The organism is Paenibacillus sp. Marseille-Q4541 (genome assembly GCF_018310695.1).
GTDB lineage: Bacteria > Bacillota > Bacilli > Paenibacillales > Paenibacillaceae > Paenibacillus.
Genome location: NZ_JAGXCY010000017.1, coordinates 33,970 through 50,919 on the forward strand (window position 1 = coordinate 33,970; position 16,950 = coordinate 50,919).

The 16,950-nt window shown below is 43.9% G+C and carries 16 protein-coding genes; 13 read left to right on the plus strand and 3 right to left on the minus strand.

Going from position 1 to position 16,950, the window contains the following annotated elements:
• Positions 1–74: 74 nt before the first annotated feature.
• Positions 75–1,106, minus strand: a complete 1,032-nt coding sequence (locus KFT32_RS16650; RefSeq protein WP_211748361.1) for an alpha/beta hydrolase — start codon at positions 1,104–1,106, stop codon at positions 75–77.
• A 169-nt stretch (positions 1,107–1,275) separates the two neighbouring features.
• On the opposite strand from KFT32_RS16650, the gene KFT32_RS16655 reads away from it, so the two are divergent.
• From KFT32_RS16655 to KFT32_RS16680, 6 genes are all read left to right on the plus strand, one after another.
• Positions 1,276–1,845: a GNAT family N-acetyltransferase gene (locus KFT32_RS16655; protein WP_211748362.1), complete on the plus strand. Its 570-nt coding sequence runs from the start codon at positions 1,276–1,278 to the stop codon at positions 1,843–1,845.
• A gap of 24 nt (positions 1,846–1,869) precedes the next feature.
• Positions 1,870–2,634: an energy-coupling factor transporter transmembrane component T family protein gene (locus KFT32_RS16660; RefSeq protein WP_211748363.1), complete on the plus strand. Its 765-nt coding sequence runs from the start codon at positions 1,870–1,872 to the stop codon at positions 2,632–2,634.
• A gap of 121 nt (positions 2,635–2,755) precedes the next feature.
• Complete coding sequence (locus KFT32_RS16665) at positions 2,756–3,358, plus strand: ECF transporter S component (RefSeq protein WP_211748364.1); 603 nt, start codon at positions 2,756–2,758, stop codon at positions 3,356–3,358.
• A 13-nt stretch (positions 3,359–3,371) separates the two neighbouring features.
• Positions 3,372–4,856 carry an ABC transporter ATP-binding protein gene (locus KFT32_RS16670; RefSeq protein WP_211748365.1) on the plus strand — a complete coding sequence of 495 codons (1,485 nt, stop codon included), beginning with the start codon at positions 3,372–3,374 and terminating at the stop codon, positions 4,854–4,856.
• A 63-nt stretch (positions 4,857–4,919) separates the two neighbouring features.
• Positions 4,920–6,431, plus strand: a complete 1,512-nt coding sequence (locus tag KFT32_RS16675; protein WP_211748366.1) for an MDR family MFS transporter — start codon at positions 4,920–4,922, stop codon at positions 6,429–6,431.
• 135 nt (positions 6,432–6,566) lie between these two features.
• A complete protein-coding gene (locus KFT32_RS16680; RefSeq protein WP_211748367.1) occupies positions 6,567–7,004 on the plus strand; it encodes a hypothetical protein in 438 nt (145 codons plus the stop codon).
• 79 nt (positions 7,005–7,083) lie between these two features.
• Here KFT32_RS16680 and KFT32_RS16685 read toward each other — a convergent pair whose 3' ends face one another.
• A complete protein-coding gene (locus KFT32_RS16685; RefSeq protein WP_211748368.1) occupies positions 7,084–8,346 on the minus strand; it encodes a BaiN/RdsA family NAD(P)/FAD-dependent oxidoreductase in 1,263 nt (420 codons plus the stop codon).
• A gap of 267 nt (positions 8,347–8,613) precedes the next feature.
• Between KFT32_RS16685 and KFT32_RS16690 the strand changes: the two genes are divergently transcribed.
• From KFT32_RS16690 to KFT32_RS27610, 7 genes are all read left to right on the plus strand, one after another.
• Positions 8,614–10,311: a two-component system sensor histidine kinase NtrB gene (locus KFT32_RS16690; protein WP_211748369.1), complete on the plus strand. Its 1,698-nt coding sequence runs from the start codon at positions 8,614–8,616 to the stop codon at positions 10,309–10,311.
• 451 nt (positions 10,312–10,762) lie between these two features.
• Positions 10,763–11,197 carry a BrxA/BrxB family bacilliredoxin gene (locus tag KFT32_RS16695; RefSeq protein ID WP_211748370.1) on the plus strand — a complete coding sequence of 145 codons (435 nt, stop codon included), beginning with the start codon at positions 10,763–10,765 and terminating at the stop codon, positions 11,195–11,197.
• Positions 11,198–11,309: 112 nt separating this feature from the next.
• On the plus strand, positions 11,310–12,119 hold the full coding sequence (gene nadE, locus KFT32_RS16700; protein WP_211748371.1) for an ammonia-dependent NAD(+) synthetase: 810 nt from the start codon (positions 11,310–11,312) through the stop codon (positions 12,117–12,119).
• 178 nt (positions 12,120–12,297) lie between these two features.
• Positions 12,298–12,702, plus strand: a complete 405-nt coding sequence (acpS, locus tag KFT32_RS16705; RefSeq protein WP_211748372.1) for a holo-ACP synthase — start codon at positions 12,298–12,300, stop codon at positions 12,700–12,702.
• A gap of 49 nt (positions 12,703–12,751) precedes the next feature.
• Complete coding sequence (gene mutY / locus KFT32_RS16710; protein WP_211748373.1) at positions 12,752–13,897, plus strand: A/G-specific adenine glycosylase; 1,146 nt, start codon at positions 12,752–12,754, stop codon at positions 13,895–13,897.
• Positions 13,898–14,059: 162 nt separating this feature from the next.
• Complete coding sequence (locus KFT32_RS16715) at positions 14,060–14,464, plus strand: CopG family transcriptional regulator (RefSeq protein WP_211748374.1); 405 nt, start codon at positions 14,060–14,062, stop codon at positions 14,462–14,464.
• 12 nt (positions 14,465–14,476) lie between these two features.
• On the plus strand, positions 14,477–16,225 hold the full coding sequence (locus KFT32_RS27610) for an ABC transporter ATP-binding protein (protein ID WP_211748375.1): 1,749 nt from the start codon (positions 14,477–14,479) through the stop codon (positions 16,223–16,225).
• 83 nt (positions 16,226–16,308) lie between these two features.
• Here KFT32_RS27610 and KFT32_RS16725 read toward each other — a convergent pair whose 3' ends face one another.
• Positions 16,309–16,920, minus strand: coding sequence for a superoxide dismutase (locus tag KFT32_RS16725; protein WP_211748376.1), 612 nt, complete (start codon positions 16,918–16,920; stop codon positions 16,309–16,311).
• Positions 16,921–16,950: the final 30 nt, after the last annotated feature.

Below are 16,950 nucleotides of genomic sequence, written 5' to 3' on the forward strand. Positions count from 1 at the left end.
AGCACGTGGACCTTTATGTTTTTAAAAGGTTTGCGTGCTTTTTATGTGCTTATTTTTTTGCGAAATGAATAGGCTTATGCCTGAAGAATGTTCAATGAATTCATCGTTTCGGTAGGATGTGCTGGAAAGGGATTCGGGTGCTCAGGCGTAAGTTGTTGATCCGTTTGATCAAGAGCATGAGCGTTCTCTTCTTCCAAATGCATAATCTCCTCGACAAACTGTATGACTTCGGTACGGTATAAAGTCGGATTTGCCATATAGGCGTTAGCATGAACGGCACCTTCCACGAGTAGTAAGCGTTTGAATCCTATCTTACGAGAAAATAAATCTTCACTCATATGGGTCGGTACAAAACGATCTTCCGTTCCATGAATAAACATAACAGGCAGTTCACTTTCTTCGACTGCGCGAAGGGGGGAAACTTGCTCAATTCGAAAACCTGCTCTTTTTAGTACACGACGCTTAACAAGAGGGTAAAACCAAGATATCGCTTGTAATTTTACTCTTCTAATTTGATATTTCATGAGCTCCGTCAAATCAGAGTAGGGGCAATCAGCAATCACAAATTTTACACACGGCTTAGCAATGGAGAGATATTCAAGAACGGTGCCGCCGCCTAAAGATTGCCCATGGAGACCGATGATACAATCCTGACCTGCACGCTTGTTAATAAACTCAATCCATGCCTCAACATCATACTTCTCTTTGAAACCAAAAGTTGTATAATTACCCTCGCTTTTCCCATGCCGACGCTGATCGATGAGTAGCAAATTAAATCCTAGTTCAGAGAACATTTGAATGTATTGAGTCGAGATGGAGTGAGAAGCTGTATAACCGTGCACTATAATAACCCAGCGATGTGAGGAAGGGTGTGGTTCGATCGTAACACCATGAAGTTTCAAACCATCCTGACTTCGTATCCATACAGCCTCTTTAGAAAGTTCATAATAGGCTGAACGATGATACACACCTGCCTTTTCAAGCATGGTGAATAAATAGTCTTCACTGCGGACCTTCATTCGTATCATTTGTCGGAAAGCAAAGGTGATGAGTCCTTCCATCAGAAGAAAAAAAGAAAGTAAAAAAACAAAAGCAAATTGATACATAGCAGGTCATTCCTCCTTCCATGGGCACAGACCGTAGTAGTATTCCTCTAATATTCATTCATATCCCGTTACCTATGATTAACCACTTGTCTTCCTTTTCATCCTGTGATTAGATGACTAGTGAAGCTGCGGTTGGCTTTGCAACAAAAAAGGATAGGAGGCAACTTTCATGTACAAATGCGGAGGGCACCTCCCTGAATTACATACAGAACGTTTATGGCTGAGAAAGCTGAGGGATCAGGATAGTCAGCAAATTTTTAAGATTTGGTCCGACCCATTGGTTACTAAATTTATGAACATCGAATCCATGCACAGCGAAGAGGATGCGAGGGAGATGATTGAACTTCTTCATAAATGTTCCCTTACGGAAGAAGGTTTTCGCTGGGCAATTATCGAAAAAAGCAGCGGCAATGTAATTGGAAGCTGTGGATTTAATCATTGGCAACTCGAAGGTGCATATCGTGGTGAGATTGGTTATGAACTGGCTTCATCCCACTGGCGGAAAGGGCTCATGACAGAAGCTGTAAATGCGATGCTGGATTACGGGTTTACGGTGATGGAACTGAACCGTATTGAAGCTTTAGTAGATCCGCGTAATTCTGCTTCCGCACAGCTACTTGCGTCCTTGTCTTTTACTTGTGAAGGGATCCTTAGGCAGTTGCAATATACATCTACAGGTTATAAGGATATGCAGATGCACTCCCTTTTGTTTGAGGAATGGAAGTATCCGCGCAAATAAACTAGAAGGGACGGAATGTGAGGCATGCTTATTGCTTTTGAGAGAGGGCGTTCGCTATTCCACCGAACGAGTCCGCTTAGCAAGCTTTTTATGCTTGCATGTGTTACCGTCTATATTCTTCATACGGAACAGCTTGTACCTCAGGCAGGGCTTTTTGTAGGGCTTCTCCTGCTGTGTAGGTGGGGAGCAAATATTTCTTGGACAAGACTTAGAAAGGCAGTTATGTTCGTTCTAAGCTTTGGATTGCCGTATTTTGTGCTTACTTCCTTGGCAATTCCGCTCTCAGAAGGAGATACCCTATGGGCAAGGTTCGGCCCTATTTCGATCTCGAGCCAAGGAACCATGCTAGCAGGGGCGCTTACAATACGAATGTTTAACTTGTTTATCAGTTCTCTATTGTTCATTGCTACAACTGACCCAAGAGATTTTGTACAGTCCCTTACTATGCGGCTAAAGGTGCCTTACCGATTTGCTTTTGGGGTATCCATTGCACTTACATTCCTACCCTTACTTGAGGAGGAAGGCCGGTTGATTGCCCAAGCCCATAAGGTGAGAGGAATGAAGCCGCAAAAGGGCTTACGGAGCAAAGTGAGATGGTTTCAAAAATATATAATTTCTATATTGAGCAACAGCATTAGGCGGGTTCAGCAGACAGCGGGAGCGATGGAAGCTAAAGGTTTTGGAGCTTATCCGGAACGCACCTATACCCGAGTAACGGTGTACCCAGTTTCCGGGCTTTGGCTATCGATAGGATGCCTCCTGCTGTTGATACTCGGGTTATTTATTTGACTCTCTTTCGCAATAATCGTTAACCTTATATTTAAATAATGAGTTGACAATAAAGCGGACAGACCCTAAAGTTATGAACAGCTATGTTACATAACTAAGAAGATCTGAGGGAGAGAAAAGAATGTCCAAAATAAAACAACGTGTAGGAAAACATTTTGCTGCTTTTACAACACTTGATATTGTACTTATGGCCATGCTTGCGACGGCCAATGGAGCGATGACATTTTACTTATCTGTCATAAACAAGATGCTGAATAATCTTGGCGGACCTATTGCCACTTCAACCATTACCGGATTATACATCGTTTATGGATTACTTGCTTATTACATCATTCGCAAGCCAGGAACGGCTATCATTACCTATGGAATTGGGGCGGTGGTACAGAGCTTTATCGGTTCTGCGTATGGACTCGCTTCCATCATTGTAGCGGCACTATGTTACATGGTTGTTCTGGAAGTATTATTCTTTATGACGAGATATAAAAAATGGAGCGCATCTTTTATGATGCTCGCGGGTGCTTTACTCGTTCCGCTATGGTTTGTTTTCGCAGCCCAAATGTTCGGCTATACATCTTGGGGTTGGCCCGTACTGATTATAGCTCTTGTGGTAAGAATGATCAGTGGAGCTGTGTTATGTGGATGGCTTACCAAAATAATCGGCGATGGGCTTATCCGTTCCGGTATGCTTCGTAAATATGGAACATCGGAACAGTTCAAAGCTTAAGGAGTGACTAGTTTTGTCTGATGGATACGCCATACAACTAGAAGAAGTAAGTTTTCGATATGAGGGAGAGGCCGGCCATGCGCTGAGGGGCCTCTCTTTTGCCGTTTTGCAAGGAGAATGGGTAGCCGTTATCGGCCGAAGCGGGAGTGGGAAATCAACGTTGTGTCAGTTGCTGAACGGCTACTTGCCACGGTCCGGAGGAGGGAATCGGGAAGGAACGCTTAAGGTGGGTGGTTTAGACCCCTTACATGCTTCTATTGCGGAAATGGCAAATACCTGTGGACTTGTATTTCAGGACCCTGATGCACAGCTTGTGCAAGGCATCGTAGAAGATGAGGTTGCCTTCGGTCCGGAGAACTTGTGCCTTGCTCCTTCTGTCATCATGGAGCGTATTTCAGATGCGCTTCAAGCGGTATCACTTACAGAACTTCGAGATGAACGTATTACTGCCTTATCCGGCGGTCAAAAGCAGCGCACCGCGATCAGCGCAATCCTTGCGCTGGCGCCGCCGATTCTCGTACTTGACGCAGCAACGTCAAGCCTCGATCCACCGGCGCAGCAGCAACTGGTGCAGCTGTGTGCAGCGCTGCACCAGCAAGGCCGGACGCTCCTTACGTCGTCCGGCCGGTTTGACGATCAGGCGCGGCATGCCTCGCGCGTGATCGTCCTGGACGAAGGGACCGTCCGTTTCGACGGTCCCCCGGAAGTGCTGCTCCGCGATCATCACGCGGAGCTAACTGCCCTTGGGCTGCTGCCCCAGCCTGGCCGCATGCCGGCGGCAATAGGGTGGCAGCCTAGCGGTGAGCCCCCGCTTCTGAACATGCGGGGGCTGTCGTTCACCTACCCTGGCGGCCATAAGGCGCTGCAGGAGGTGAACGGTACTTTGTCAGCAGGTCAGTGGACCGTGCTGACTGGAGACAATGGCTCAGGTAAAACAACCCTGAGCCGACTGCTTATGGGGCTCCTTCCAGTCCCCAAAGGAGCCCTCTTTTTGGTAGGAAAGGAGCTTGCACGGTATGACGCATCAGACTTGTCTAGCAAGATTGGTTACGTCTTTCAGCAACCTGAGCATCAATTCGTTGCCAGTACCGTTTGGGAGGAATGTACCTACGATATTAGAGCAAGTCTTGCCTCTAGAGAGAATACAGATATTCCCCCAGAATGGAAAAGCAAAGTAGAGGAGCTGCTTAAGCTAGCGGGCTTATCTCATAAAAAAGAAGCCTCTCCTTATTCACTTGGAGGCGGAGAGAAAAGGCTGCTTAGTGTAATCACTCAGTTCCTTCTGGACAAAAGTATCTATGTTCTGGATGAGCCATCAGCAGGAATGGACTATATAGGGATGGAGATACTAACAGGACTTTGCCAGCTTCAATTATCTAAAGGAGCGGCTATTCTTATGATTACGCATGATCCACATTATTTTTTACCTTATGCAGATCAGCATTGGGAACTGGATAGAGGGATACTAAAAAAGCATAATTCCTTCCATGAGAAGTAAGGTCATGGTAATATGGAGTAGGTTTGCGATAAAGCAAACAAAGGAAAGAAGGTACATATTTTCATGACGAATGCAAATAAAATTCCAGGCAGGGGACTGATCTTGGTTGGAGTTCTGCTCGCCACGTTTTTGTCCGCTATCGAGGGGACGGTTATTGGACCTGCGGGACCTACCATCGTCAGTGATCTCGGGGACGTTACGTTGTTAAGCTGGATATTTACATCCTACTTGCTGACGATGGCGGTCAGTACACCTATTTTTGGTAAGATCAGTGATCTATACGGCCGAAAACCCGTCTTCCTGATCGGTGTCGCTTTGTTTTTACTCGGCAGCATTTTATGTTGTTTCGCAGTAAATATGCAAAGTTTGATTGTTTTTCGGGCGATCCAAGGGATAGGTGCAGGGGCGGTTGTGCCTGTGACCTTTACCATTATTGGGGACATCTATACCATTGAAGAACGAGGAAAGGTTCAAGGGATGATTAGCTCGGTTTGGGGAATTTCTTCCTTGGTCGGCCCTTTGATTGGCGGTTACTTTGTTGATTATCTTGGCTGGCCGTGGATTTTCGGATTTAATGTCCCGTTTGGACTATTAGCCATGTGGTTTGTGGCTAGATACTTTAAAGAAGAAGTGGTTAAACAAACCGCCAAGATCGATTATGCCGGTGCCATTACTTTTATTATCGGAATAACCTCGTTGCTGATTGTGCTGACACTTGGAGGTCAGTCATACGCGTGGACATCTCCTTTCATTATTCTGTTAGTGTTGATTGCTCTTTGTTTTCTTATCCTATTTGTTTATATCGAAAATAAAGCGGAGGAACCTTTGGTTCCACTGAGTCTGTTCAAAATACGAGATATTACCTTGTCCAATATTGCTGGTCTATTAACGAGTGCCCTTCTTATAGGGCTTACCAGTTATCTTCCTCTTTGGGTACAAGGTGTGCGTGGTGGAGATGCGACTTCTTCCGGTTTAATGCTCGCACCAATGTCCGTAGGCTGGCTAATTGGAGGGATTTATGCCGGGCGGCTACTCATGCGTCTAGGTTCACGTAAAACAACACTGATTGGTTTGACTGCTATAGTGATAGGTTCAGTAGGTTTGCTCTTTACGAAAGGCGATACAGCCACTTGGGTTATGTATGTTTATACCTTCATCTATGGTATTGGTTTTGGATTCTCTTTTACCGTGTTTACGATTATTGCACAGTCTTCTGTGGGTCATCGCCAAAGGGGCGCTTCCACAGCACTCAATACGTTCACACGTACGCTAGGTCAAACGATCGGTGCGGCCGCCTTTGGTACTTGGCTAAATATGCGAATCGCAGCTTATTCGGAGAGTATGCACTTGGCTGAGCAAGGAGTAACTCAAGCGGATATTAACCGTGTACTTGCACCACATGGTACGGCATCCTTGCCAGAAGAGCTGAAGATGATGCTTCAGAATGTGCTAGAGCTTAGTCTACACTCACTCTTTATCATTATGATGATCATTGCAGTTGTTGCTTTTCTAGTTACTGCAGGTCTGCGAAATACAGCACCTGAACCGGTAATTGAAGCAGATCAGAAGGGTTAAACTTGTATACATTCGATCCCTCATATCTCTATCGTTACTTAGCTCTCATTTTTTATTTTTCATAAATAGGCTGGGACATCGGCATATTAAGGAATAGCGTGACAGGCATTTCTTGTCTAGGCAGAAGAAGAAAGGATGAAAAATATGGATGAACCTGCGGTAATGATTATGTTCCCTGACCAGACGAAAGCTCGAGGAGCCTTTGAAACACTGCTTGAGCTAGGATATAAACCAGAGATGCTGGGTTCGGGTTTGATGGATGTAAAAATTGAGCAACAGGATATTACAACCGCTCTTGAAATAGTGGAAGCATTCGGAGGAGAGATTCAGGAAGAAAATAGCGATAGCGTTCGCGAGCTGATTACTCCAAGTTTTAGCGGCAAAAACGACACTGAATTTTCTTACCTGTCTATTCCTGCTCACACGGTGAACGAAGATTTGGATGAAGCCTATCTATCCGGGGAAAGCGATTCTCCTTATGAAGATGCTGTCTTGGAAGAGGAACGTAATTATAGCGATGATCATGACTTTGGGGGAGCCTATGGTGGGTTCTCAGGTAGTGTAAAAGCATGAAATATAAAAAGCGATCATTTCATGAATGATCGCTTTTTATAAATATAGTTTTTAATACTTCGTCCGATAAGGCTGTCCGCTATGAAGTTTGTTCAGCGGCATGTTTGCCTGCTGTATACCCGGTTGAGAATGCAGCAGTGATATTATATCCACCGGTATAACCATGGATATCAAGAATTTCTCCGCAAAAATAAAGGCCTTGCATAAGCTTGGATTCCATCGTTTTAGGGTAAATCTCTTTTAAGTTTACTCCGCCTCCAGTTACGAACGCCTCGGAGAGAGAGCGGGTTCCTGTTACAACAATAGGAATGCCTTTTAGTAAACTTGCAAGCGCTTCAACACTGCCCTTGGGCAAATGATGATAAGTCGTATCTTCTTCAAGCTCTGACTTTTGCAGAACCAGCGGAATAAGTCGTTCTGGAACGATGCCTCGCAACGAATTTTTTATCGCTTTTTTAGGTTCCTGTTCGAGTTTGTCCTTGAGTTCTTGAGTCATTTCGCCAAGAGACTTGCCAGGGTACAGATCAAGCTTCATGGTCACTTGATGGGAACCTGTTTTCTTCTGCACCTTACGAATGAACTGGCTGCATCTTAATGCAACGGGTCCAGACAAGCCGAAATGAGTAAAGATCATATCTCCTTCATGACGAATGACGATTTTATCTTTCGCATCGTGAACGGAAAGAGCAATATCACTCAGAGAAAGCCCTTGGAGCTCTTTGGACTGAATGAATCGCTCGCCGGAAACAATGGGTACTTCTGTTGGGTAAAGTTCTGTTATCGTGTGACCTGCTGCCTCTGCCCAAGGGTAACCATCCCCTGTAGAGCCTGTCTGAGGCACCGATTTCCCGCCAGTTGCAACAATGACAGCACTCGATTGAATGGTTTTTCCAGATGCTAGTTTAACTCCTGCTACTTGATGGTCGTCATACACGATTTCAGATACGGGTGAATCGGTATAAATTTTGACACCTAACGCCGTTGCCTTGCCGATCAGCGCATCTACTACCGTTTTAGCTTTATCAGACACAGGGAACATTCTCCCATTATCTTCTTCTTTTAGAGCAATACCTAAACTTTCAAAGAATTGCATGATTCCTTTGTTATCCATATGCTGAAAGGCACTATATAAAAATTTGCCGTTGCCCGGAATATGGCGGATGAGTTCGTCTTGATCTTTGGCATTGGTTACGTTACAACGTCCACCACCTGAGATCCCAAGCTTGCGACCTAATTTGTTTCCTTTATCTATAAGAAGAACGGAAGCACCGTGTTCTGCTGCTGCAACGGAAGCCATAAGACCGGAGGGACCTCCGCCGATTACAATTACATTTACATTCATTGGACTTACTAACCTCTTTCTGTAGCATTTTACTGATTCATAACTCCTACTAATCTCTCATCTTATCGTATCAGAACCGGGAGATGAAGTCGAAATGATGTCATATTTTGTTTATATTTTCAAATGAATCAAAAATAATACAAGATCTACGTGTAGTCTTTCATATCTACACATAGAAAATATTGTAATATGATGTTGCCTATGTTTTAATCAGGTTACATAAGGTTTGTGTCGGTAAACGGTGTTCGAAGGGAGGAATGACGGCCAATGTTTGCGGTCAAAGGCATTTTGTTGCAAGTCCTGCTTGCTGGAATAACTCCGCTTCTATTTACCTTATTTTTGGGGCGCCTCGGGACAGAATTTCAAGAAATAAAGAAAAAAACATCGCAATCCGTTCAGATCCAGCGCAGTTTATTGCTCTCTTGTCTGATTATGATCTTCTTGTGTTTTCTTTTTTCTACTGTCTTATTGAATACGATTTATTTGAATTTGAGCTTAATTCCAGTCATATTATCCATCTTATATGGAACTTATCCTATCGGGATTTTTGTGTCAATTGTATCAATCATATCCTTCTTTTGTCTCACTGACTATTGGACTGAACCCGCTATCTTTTTAGGATCGGGTGCTTTACTTTATCCTGTGTTGATATTGTTCGTGAGTCGTTTCAAAAAAGCAAATGTATCTAAGAAAAAGATGATGTTCACTATAATCTGGCTTAGCTATACTTTTTTATGTTATGGATTCGTCGTTTTGAAAACGGATTTTAGTGAACATGTTCAAGTTGAATTTGCAGTTTATTCTTTGCTCTATATTTTTTCTTCCTTAGTAGTACTGTTAGCGACGATTCATTTAATGGAAAAAACGTTAAGGCATCACGGATTTGCCTCCGAACTTGAAGTGCGTTGGAAAGAATATCGGCACCAATTTGATATGAATGAACATCTGTTAAATACCGTACCTGTGTCGGTCGTTGCATTCGATACAGAGGGGAATATCGTGAATGCAAATACCCGCATGCTTGCTCAGATGGAATCATCTAATAATTTTCAGGCAATCCCGCCTGAAGAAATGATCGGGAAGCGAATTGAAACGATCATCGGAGAAGAGCATGGATTGCGAGTGACAGAACGAATCCAGAGTGCAAACCATGATGGAGAGATTTCATCTGAATATTTAAGAGTCGGAGCAAACACATTCTATACGACGATCTCTCCGGTCAAAGATCCGGTTAGCGGAAGAGTGATAGGTTCTTCTCTGGTACTTCAGGATATGACAGAACTTGAAACCCTTCGAAATGAGCTGGCACACGTGGAAAGATTGGGGCTTGTAGGCCAAATGGCGGCAAGTATTACACATGAGGTACGTAATCCAATGGCAGTAGTCAGAGGGTTCCTTCAGCTCATGAGAGAGAAAAGTCCACGTTCTCTTGATCATTATTATCGGATTGTAATGGAAGAATTAGACCGGGCTAACAGTATAATCAATGATTTTCTCTCGCTAGCTCAGAACCAAGCCTCTGAAAAGGAAGAAGTTCATCTTCATCACATTATTAAGGAACTGACCCCGTTACTGCTGGCTGATGCGAATATGCGAGGTCAAACGATTGAACTCAATTTATGCGATGAAATTCCTAGTAAACATGTAAACCCTAAAGAAATTAAACAGCTTATTCTGAATCTGGCCAGAAACGGAATGGAAGCGATGGGGAACAAAGGAACGTTGATCATTGGAACGGCTTTGGAAGAGGGGAATGTGAAGCTGAGTGTGAGTGATAACGGACCAGGGATATCCCTCGAATCACAGAACAAACTCTTTGAACCATTTTACACGACCAAGTCTAAAGGTACAGGGCTTGGATTATCCCTTTGTTTAGGAATTGCCGAAAGACACAACGCAACGATCTGTATTGACTCAGAGGAAGGAAAAGGTACGACATTCACTGTTATTTTCAAAAATGGATAGCGCCTGTTTGATTTGTGATAGATGCGTGTATCAATACATAAGGACTTAGGGGCATAAGTTAATCTGGGGATAAGATCCCTTATTCAGAGTCATAATAAGCTTGCCATCATGCTAGAGTGCATGGCTGAAGCGTAAGTTCAAGCTTTGTGACGAAGAAAGGAGGGATTCCCTATGTCAAAAAATGATTCCAAACAACAACAGATTCAAAAGGAATCCAACAAGAAAAACCATACAAAAGAACAAGTAACCGACAAAAAACTGCAAGGGGACAATTTCCCTGCAACCTAGGTTTCTAAACTGTCGATTTACTGTGCAACGAGGATGGTGAAACTCTGTATTGGTGAGCATATCTTCCTCCCTTGCGTTCACAACTTATGAATGTATAATAAGGTTAGCATCGAATTTAGACTGATTAATCTATATACAGATATTCATAAGGAGTGAACAATTAATGTCTATGTCTTTTGATCAATACATGAAAGATATGGTTCAACCGATGAGGGATGAACTTACAAACCTTGGAATAAAGGAACTTCGCACTGCTGAAGAAGTGGAAGCGAATTTGCCAGAAGCGAAGGGAACAACACTGGTTGTTGTCAATTCTGTATGCGGCTGTGCAGCGGGTCAGGCACGTCCAGGCGTTGCCCAAGCGCTGGATAATGAGGTGAAACCGGATCAATTATTCACCGTGTTTGCAGGTCAAGATAAGGAAGCAACTGCAAAAGCTCGTGAGTTCTTTGCTCCATACCCACCATCATCACCTTCCATTGCTTTGCTTAAGGATGGGGAGCTGGTTCATTTTATCGAACGCCATCAGGTGGAGAACCGTTCCGCGGAAGATATTGCGGCTGATTTGACAGACGCTTTTAACCGTTACTGCAAATAAGTCAGTTACATAACGCCCCTCGTTTTCGGTTAACCCGAACTCATTGGGGCGTTTTGGCTTTTTCTTTTCTTATTCCCTGTACAATTACTATGGAGAAACTGAGGTGTGAACGATGAGTTTACAAGAGCAGATTATTGCTGAGTTGAAAGTAAAGAAAAGCATTAACGTCGATGAGGAAGTTCGCAAACGTGTGGATTTTCTGAAAGATTATGTGAAGAAATCACACACAAAAGGGCTTCTAATTGCGATTAGTGGCGGTATTGATAGTGCGGTAGCAACTGGACTATGTAAACAAGCTACGGACGAACTTACGAAGGAAACAGGGGAAGAGTACAAGACACTGGGTGTATTCCAACCTTACGGTCAGCAATCCGATATCGAGCACAGTTATGCAACGGCTAAGGCATTTGATCTGAGATATACGGTTGAAACGAATATTGAAGAAGCAGTAAACGAAATCGCACTTGAAGTGGAGCATGGTTTCAAAAACTTGGGAATGTCTCGTCATATGACACCGCAAGGTAAAGGGAATGTGAAAGCAAGAACGCGTATGGTCGTGCAGTATGCGTTATCTTTTGAGATGAATCTGCTCGTTGTAGGTACAGACCATGCGTCTGAAGCGATTACTGGATTTTATACCAAATGGGGTGATGGCGCAGTCGACATCACTCCACTGTCAAGTCTTAATAAACGTCAGGTTCGCCAAATCGCTGCTCATATTGGAGTTCCGGATGAAATTGTTCACAAGGCACCTACTGCAGGTCTGTGGGAAGGTCAAACGGATGAAGATGAACTTGGGATCACATATGAGGATAACAGTGACTATCTAGAAGGCAAGGAAATTCCCGCTGAAGCAAGAGAGAAATTAGAGGCAGCCTACTTACGGACAGGCCACAAGCGTAACGCGATCCCTGGAATCTAGAGCTGAAAGACTAGAGATCCACCCTAACTAGATATCTACGGTGTTGTGAATAGCCGATTAACCCTCGTATTGCTGGCATATGCCGGAAACGGGGGTTTTTGTCATCGTTCGAACATAGATTCTGTGAAGTTAGACTGGTACAATAGATTGGATCTAATAAAGAGGGTGGTGATTTCAGATGATTTATGGGATCGGCAATGATGTGCTGGAAACAGGACGAATTCGACGTATTTTAGAAAGCAACCGCAGAACTTCGTTTATTAAGAGGGTTCTGACCAGCAGGGAACAGGAGATTCTTTTCTCACGAAGTAAGGATGAACTTGCCTATGTTTCAGGTCGTTTTGCTGCCAAAGAGGCAGTAACGAAAGCTTTTGGATGCGGTATTGGACAAATGATTGGATTTCATGATCTTGAAATCTTGCCGGATGAAAAGGGGAAGCCTGTCGTTTCGTTATCAGCGGAAGCTTGGAAGCGTCTTGAACTCAGAGGAGAACCTGTGTATCAAATTCATCTGAGTATTTCACACCAGCCCGCTATGGCAGCTGCCTTCGCTATCGTCGAACGGATAGAACAGATACATTAATGGTTTCAACATAGATTAGATGCAGATATGGATGGGAGAACAAACAGGAATGGATCAAAGTACAGCAAAACAATATTTCAGCACCGAACTGCTGAACTGGTATATGGAGAATAAACGGGACTTGCCTTGGCGCCGCCATCGTGATCCCTATTATATTTGGGTTTCTGAAATCATGCTTCAACAAACAAGGGTGGAAACAGTAAAGCCCTATTTTGAACGGTTTATTACTCGTTTTCCGACCATTTCGGATCTTGCTGAAGCACCGGAAGAAGACGTTCTTAAGCTGTGGGAAGGTCTCGGTTATTATTCTCGCGCACGGAACCTTCAGGCAGCTGCGAAGCAAGTTCTTGAACTGCATGGGGGAGAGGTTCCGAATCAAAAGGATGCTGTCTTTAACCTGAAGGGAGTCGGACCTTACACTGCGGGTGCAATTCTTAGTATTGCCTTTAACCAGCCTGAGCCAGCAGTAGATGGAAATGTGATGCGTGTACTATCACGTTACTTCTTGATAGAAGACGACATCATGAAAGGCAGTACCCGTGTCAAAATGGAGACGCTGGCGCAGGAGCTCATTCCACAAGGACGAGCGGGTGACTTTAATCAGGCACTGATGGAGCTCGGAGCCCTAGTGTGTACACCGAAATCTCCTCACTGTCTTACTTGTCCGGTAATGGAAATGTGTAAAGGACGCATTGAGGGAAGAGAGGACACTTTGCCTGTGAAGAAGAAGGCGAAACCACCTCGCCCAGAACAGCGTATTGCAGCACTTGTAACAGGGACACTACAAAATGAAGGTAAAGTTCTCGTGCGTCAGCGTCCGCAAACCGGACTGCTCGCAAAAATGTGGGAGCTGCCTCATGTACTAGCTTCAGAACCTGGCGCACTGGCATACCAGGTACCGGATGAACCGGCAATGGACATCATAGCAGGGCATTTAATTGAAGAGGGTTATCCTGCGAGGCCAGAAGCGTTCTGGAAGCTCGCAGAACATACCTTCAGTCATATTCATTGGAATCTCCAGTTGTATAGATGTAAGGAAACAGATGAAGTTTTAAGCTCATCTATGGTGGCTGAGCAGATCGAGGCCTATAAGACAGAAGGATATGTATATAAGTGGATTGGTCCAGAAGATATGGAAACGATGGCTTTTCCGAATGTATTCTTGAAGCTGCTCAAAGAACATTTTGCCTTATAAAAATCATATAAATTCACCTTAAGCCTGCTTCGTTGAAGCAGGTTTTTTATTTCACTGAACGCATAAAATAGAAAATAATTGATTTTATTGGAATTAAATGTTATAAAATATAGTATGCATACTCCATATGGAGTATATTTGAACATAAATAAGGGGATTTCAATGATGAGTGAACAAGACAAAATTGAGAAAGTTACGGTGAACGTGGGGATTGTGGATTTGGGTCAGATTGATTTACTGGTAGATCAGGCGTTTTATTCTAACCGGACAGATTTTGTTCGAACAGCGATTCGTAATCAGCTGGAGACTCATCGGAAGGAAATACAAGATTATACTACCCGAAAAATAACGGCAGTTGGCGTTGTCATCTATGACCGGGATGAGCTTGAAATATTACGTGCTTCTAAGACCAAAATTGAAATTCGTCTGATTGGGCAGCTAGTGATTGCTAAGGATGTCGATGCCGGGCTCATTCGAGATACGGTTGAACATGTTCAGCATTTTGGAGTACTGAAAGCGAGCAACGAAGTGAAGGCAGTGATCAAGGAGATCCAATCCAAAGGATAAGGGGCTGTGCAGGTGGCCATTTTTAAAGGTCTCATTCGGAAATACTGGTATTTCTATATTGTCCTTGGTCTAGTAACCATCATTGATATTACGATGAACCTATCGATTGCATGGCTGTTCGGAAACCTAACAGAAACGGCTGTCTCCCGTAATACAACTCAGTTTTTGCCTCTGCTCTATGCGGGAATTGCTCTTATTCTCGTCATGGGAATTAACCAGTATGTGAACGGGTATTTAAAGTCCAGAGTATCTGCGAACGTACAAGATGAACTACGCACACGCACTTTCCGCACATTACTTCGACTACCACAAACCTATTATGACAATCATCATTCAGGAGATCTGTTATCACGTATTACGACGGACAATAAGACCATTGGAGGCGCACTGGGGCATACCTTAATTGAATTGATCAAAAATCCGCTAATGGCACTTTGTGCTTTTATTTATTTGGTAATCATTGAATGGCGACTTGCTCTGATCTCTTTACTGATTGGGCCGATGATCTTGTTGTGTGGACTTCTGCTTGGCCGCAGTATTCGTGAGAGGTCCAATGAATCACAGCAGAAATGGGGGACAATGACCTCTTTTGTACAGGATGTAGCGGGAGCGAGTGTTATTTTTAAAGTATTTCGACTGGAGGCCATCTTTAGCAAGAAATTTAGTACCCAGTCAAGCGCTGTGCGTGTGCAGGAAACAAAACTGGGCGTGACGACAAGTATTCTACAATCTTTGTCGAACATGATCGGTTTTTCTGCTTTTGTGCTTGCGATTACATACGGGGCCTATCTTGTTGCTCAAGATATAATCTCGATTGGAAGTTTGATGGCTTTTGTTCAACTGATGAACTATGTCATTATGCCATTCACGACATTTGCTTCGACCTGGGGAGAGCTTCAGGTATCGCTGGGAGCGGCGGATCGAATTCAGGAAGTGTTGCAGCAGCAGCCGGAAGAGAACGAAAAGACAAATCTTTCTGAGGCGATTCTAACCGATCAAAAGGAAGTTCAGATTACGCTGCAACAAGTTGAATTTGCATACTCAGATAGTAAGATACTGGATAATTTCAGTATGGAAATAGAGCACGGAAAGTTCACTGCAGTAGTTGGGGCGAGTGGCAGCGGTAAAAGCACTCTTTTTCGTTTATTGTTAGGGTTTTATGCACCTGATAAAGGAGAGATTCGTGCGAATGGAGTCAGCTACACTAATCTGAATTATGACGAAATTCGAGGGCTTTATGCGCTCGTACCACAGGAGCCTCAGCTTTTTACTGGAACAATTCGAGAAAATATTCTTTATGGTAATCCCGAAGCAACAGAGGAGGAAGTTGTTGAAGCGGTGATTTATGCGAACGCGCACTTATTTATTCAGCAGTTTCAAGATGGGATGGATACTCAGGTTGGGGAGAGGGGAAGTCAGCTGTCTGGGGGACAACGTCAGCGGATTGCCATTGCTAGAGCCATCTTGAAAAACGCACCTATTTTGTTACTTGATGAAGCAACTGCTTCCTTAGATAATGAATCCGAACATCTTGTGCAGGATGCGCTTCGAAAACTTATGATAGGAAGAACAACCGTTGCAATTGCCCACAGGTTATCAACAATTCAACAGGCTGACAAGATTGTTGTGATTCATGAGGGAAGCATCGTCGAAACAGGTACACATGATGAATTAATGCAGCTAGGAGGACATTACTACGAATTATATCGGGCAAGGCGAGATGATGAGATTTTAGAGCCAGCTATCGGTGTAGTAATCTAATTTTATAGGATTGATTCGGTGCCAATTAATAAAAAAGCCACCTTGTCCAAGACAAGGTGGCTTTTAACGTTTATAAGCTCTGCTTATTTCGCAGCTTCGTAACGTTTGTTTACTTCATCCCAGTTGATTACGTTCCAGAAGGAAGCGATGTAATCAGGACGTTTGTTTTGGTATTTGAGGTAGTAAGCATGCTCCCAAACATCAAGGCCAAGAACCGGAGTCAGACCTTCAAATACAGGGCTGTCTTGGTTAGGTGTGCTTGTAATAGCAAGCTTGCCGTCTTTACCTACAACGAGCCAAGCCCAACCGCTACCGAAACGAGTTGTTGCTGCTTTTGCGAAATCTTCTTTGAATTTATCAAATCCGCCAAGCTCGCTGTCAATTGCAGCTGCGATTGCGCCAGTGGGAGCTCCGCCGCCGTTAGGTCCGATAATTTCCCAGAACAGGCTGTGGTTGTGATGTCCGCCACCGTTGTTACGAACTGCTGTGCGGATGCTTTCAGGTACGCTGTCGAGGTTAGCGATCAGGTCTTCAAGGGATTTTCCTTGAAGCTCAGGAGCGTTTTCCAAAGCTGCGTTGAGGTTAGTAACATAAGTATTGTGATGGCGATCGTGGTGGATTTCCATCGTTTGAGCATCGATATGTGGTTCTAATGCGTCGTTTGCGTAAGGAAGTGCTGGTAATTGGAATGCCATAATGAAATTCCTCCTAATAAAATAGATTTA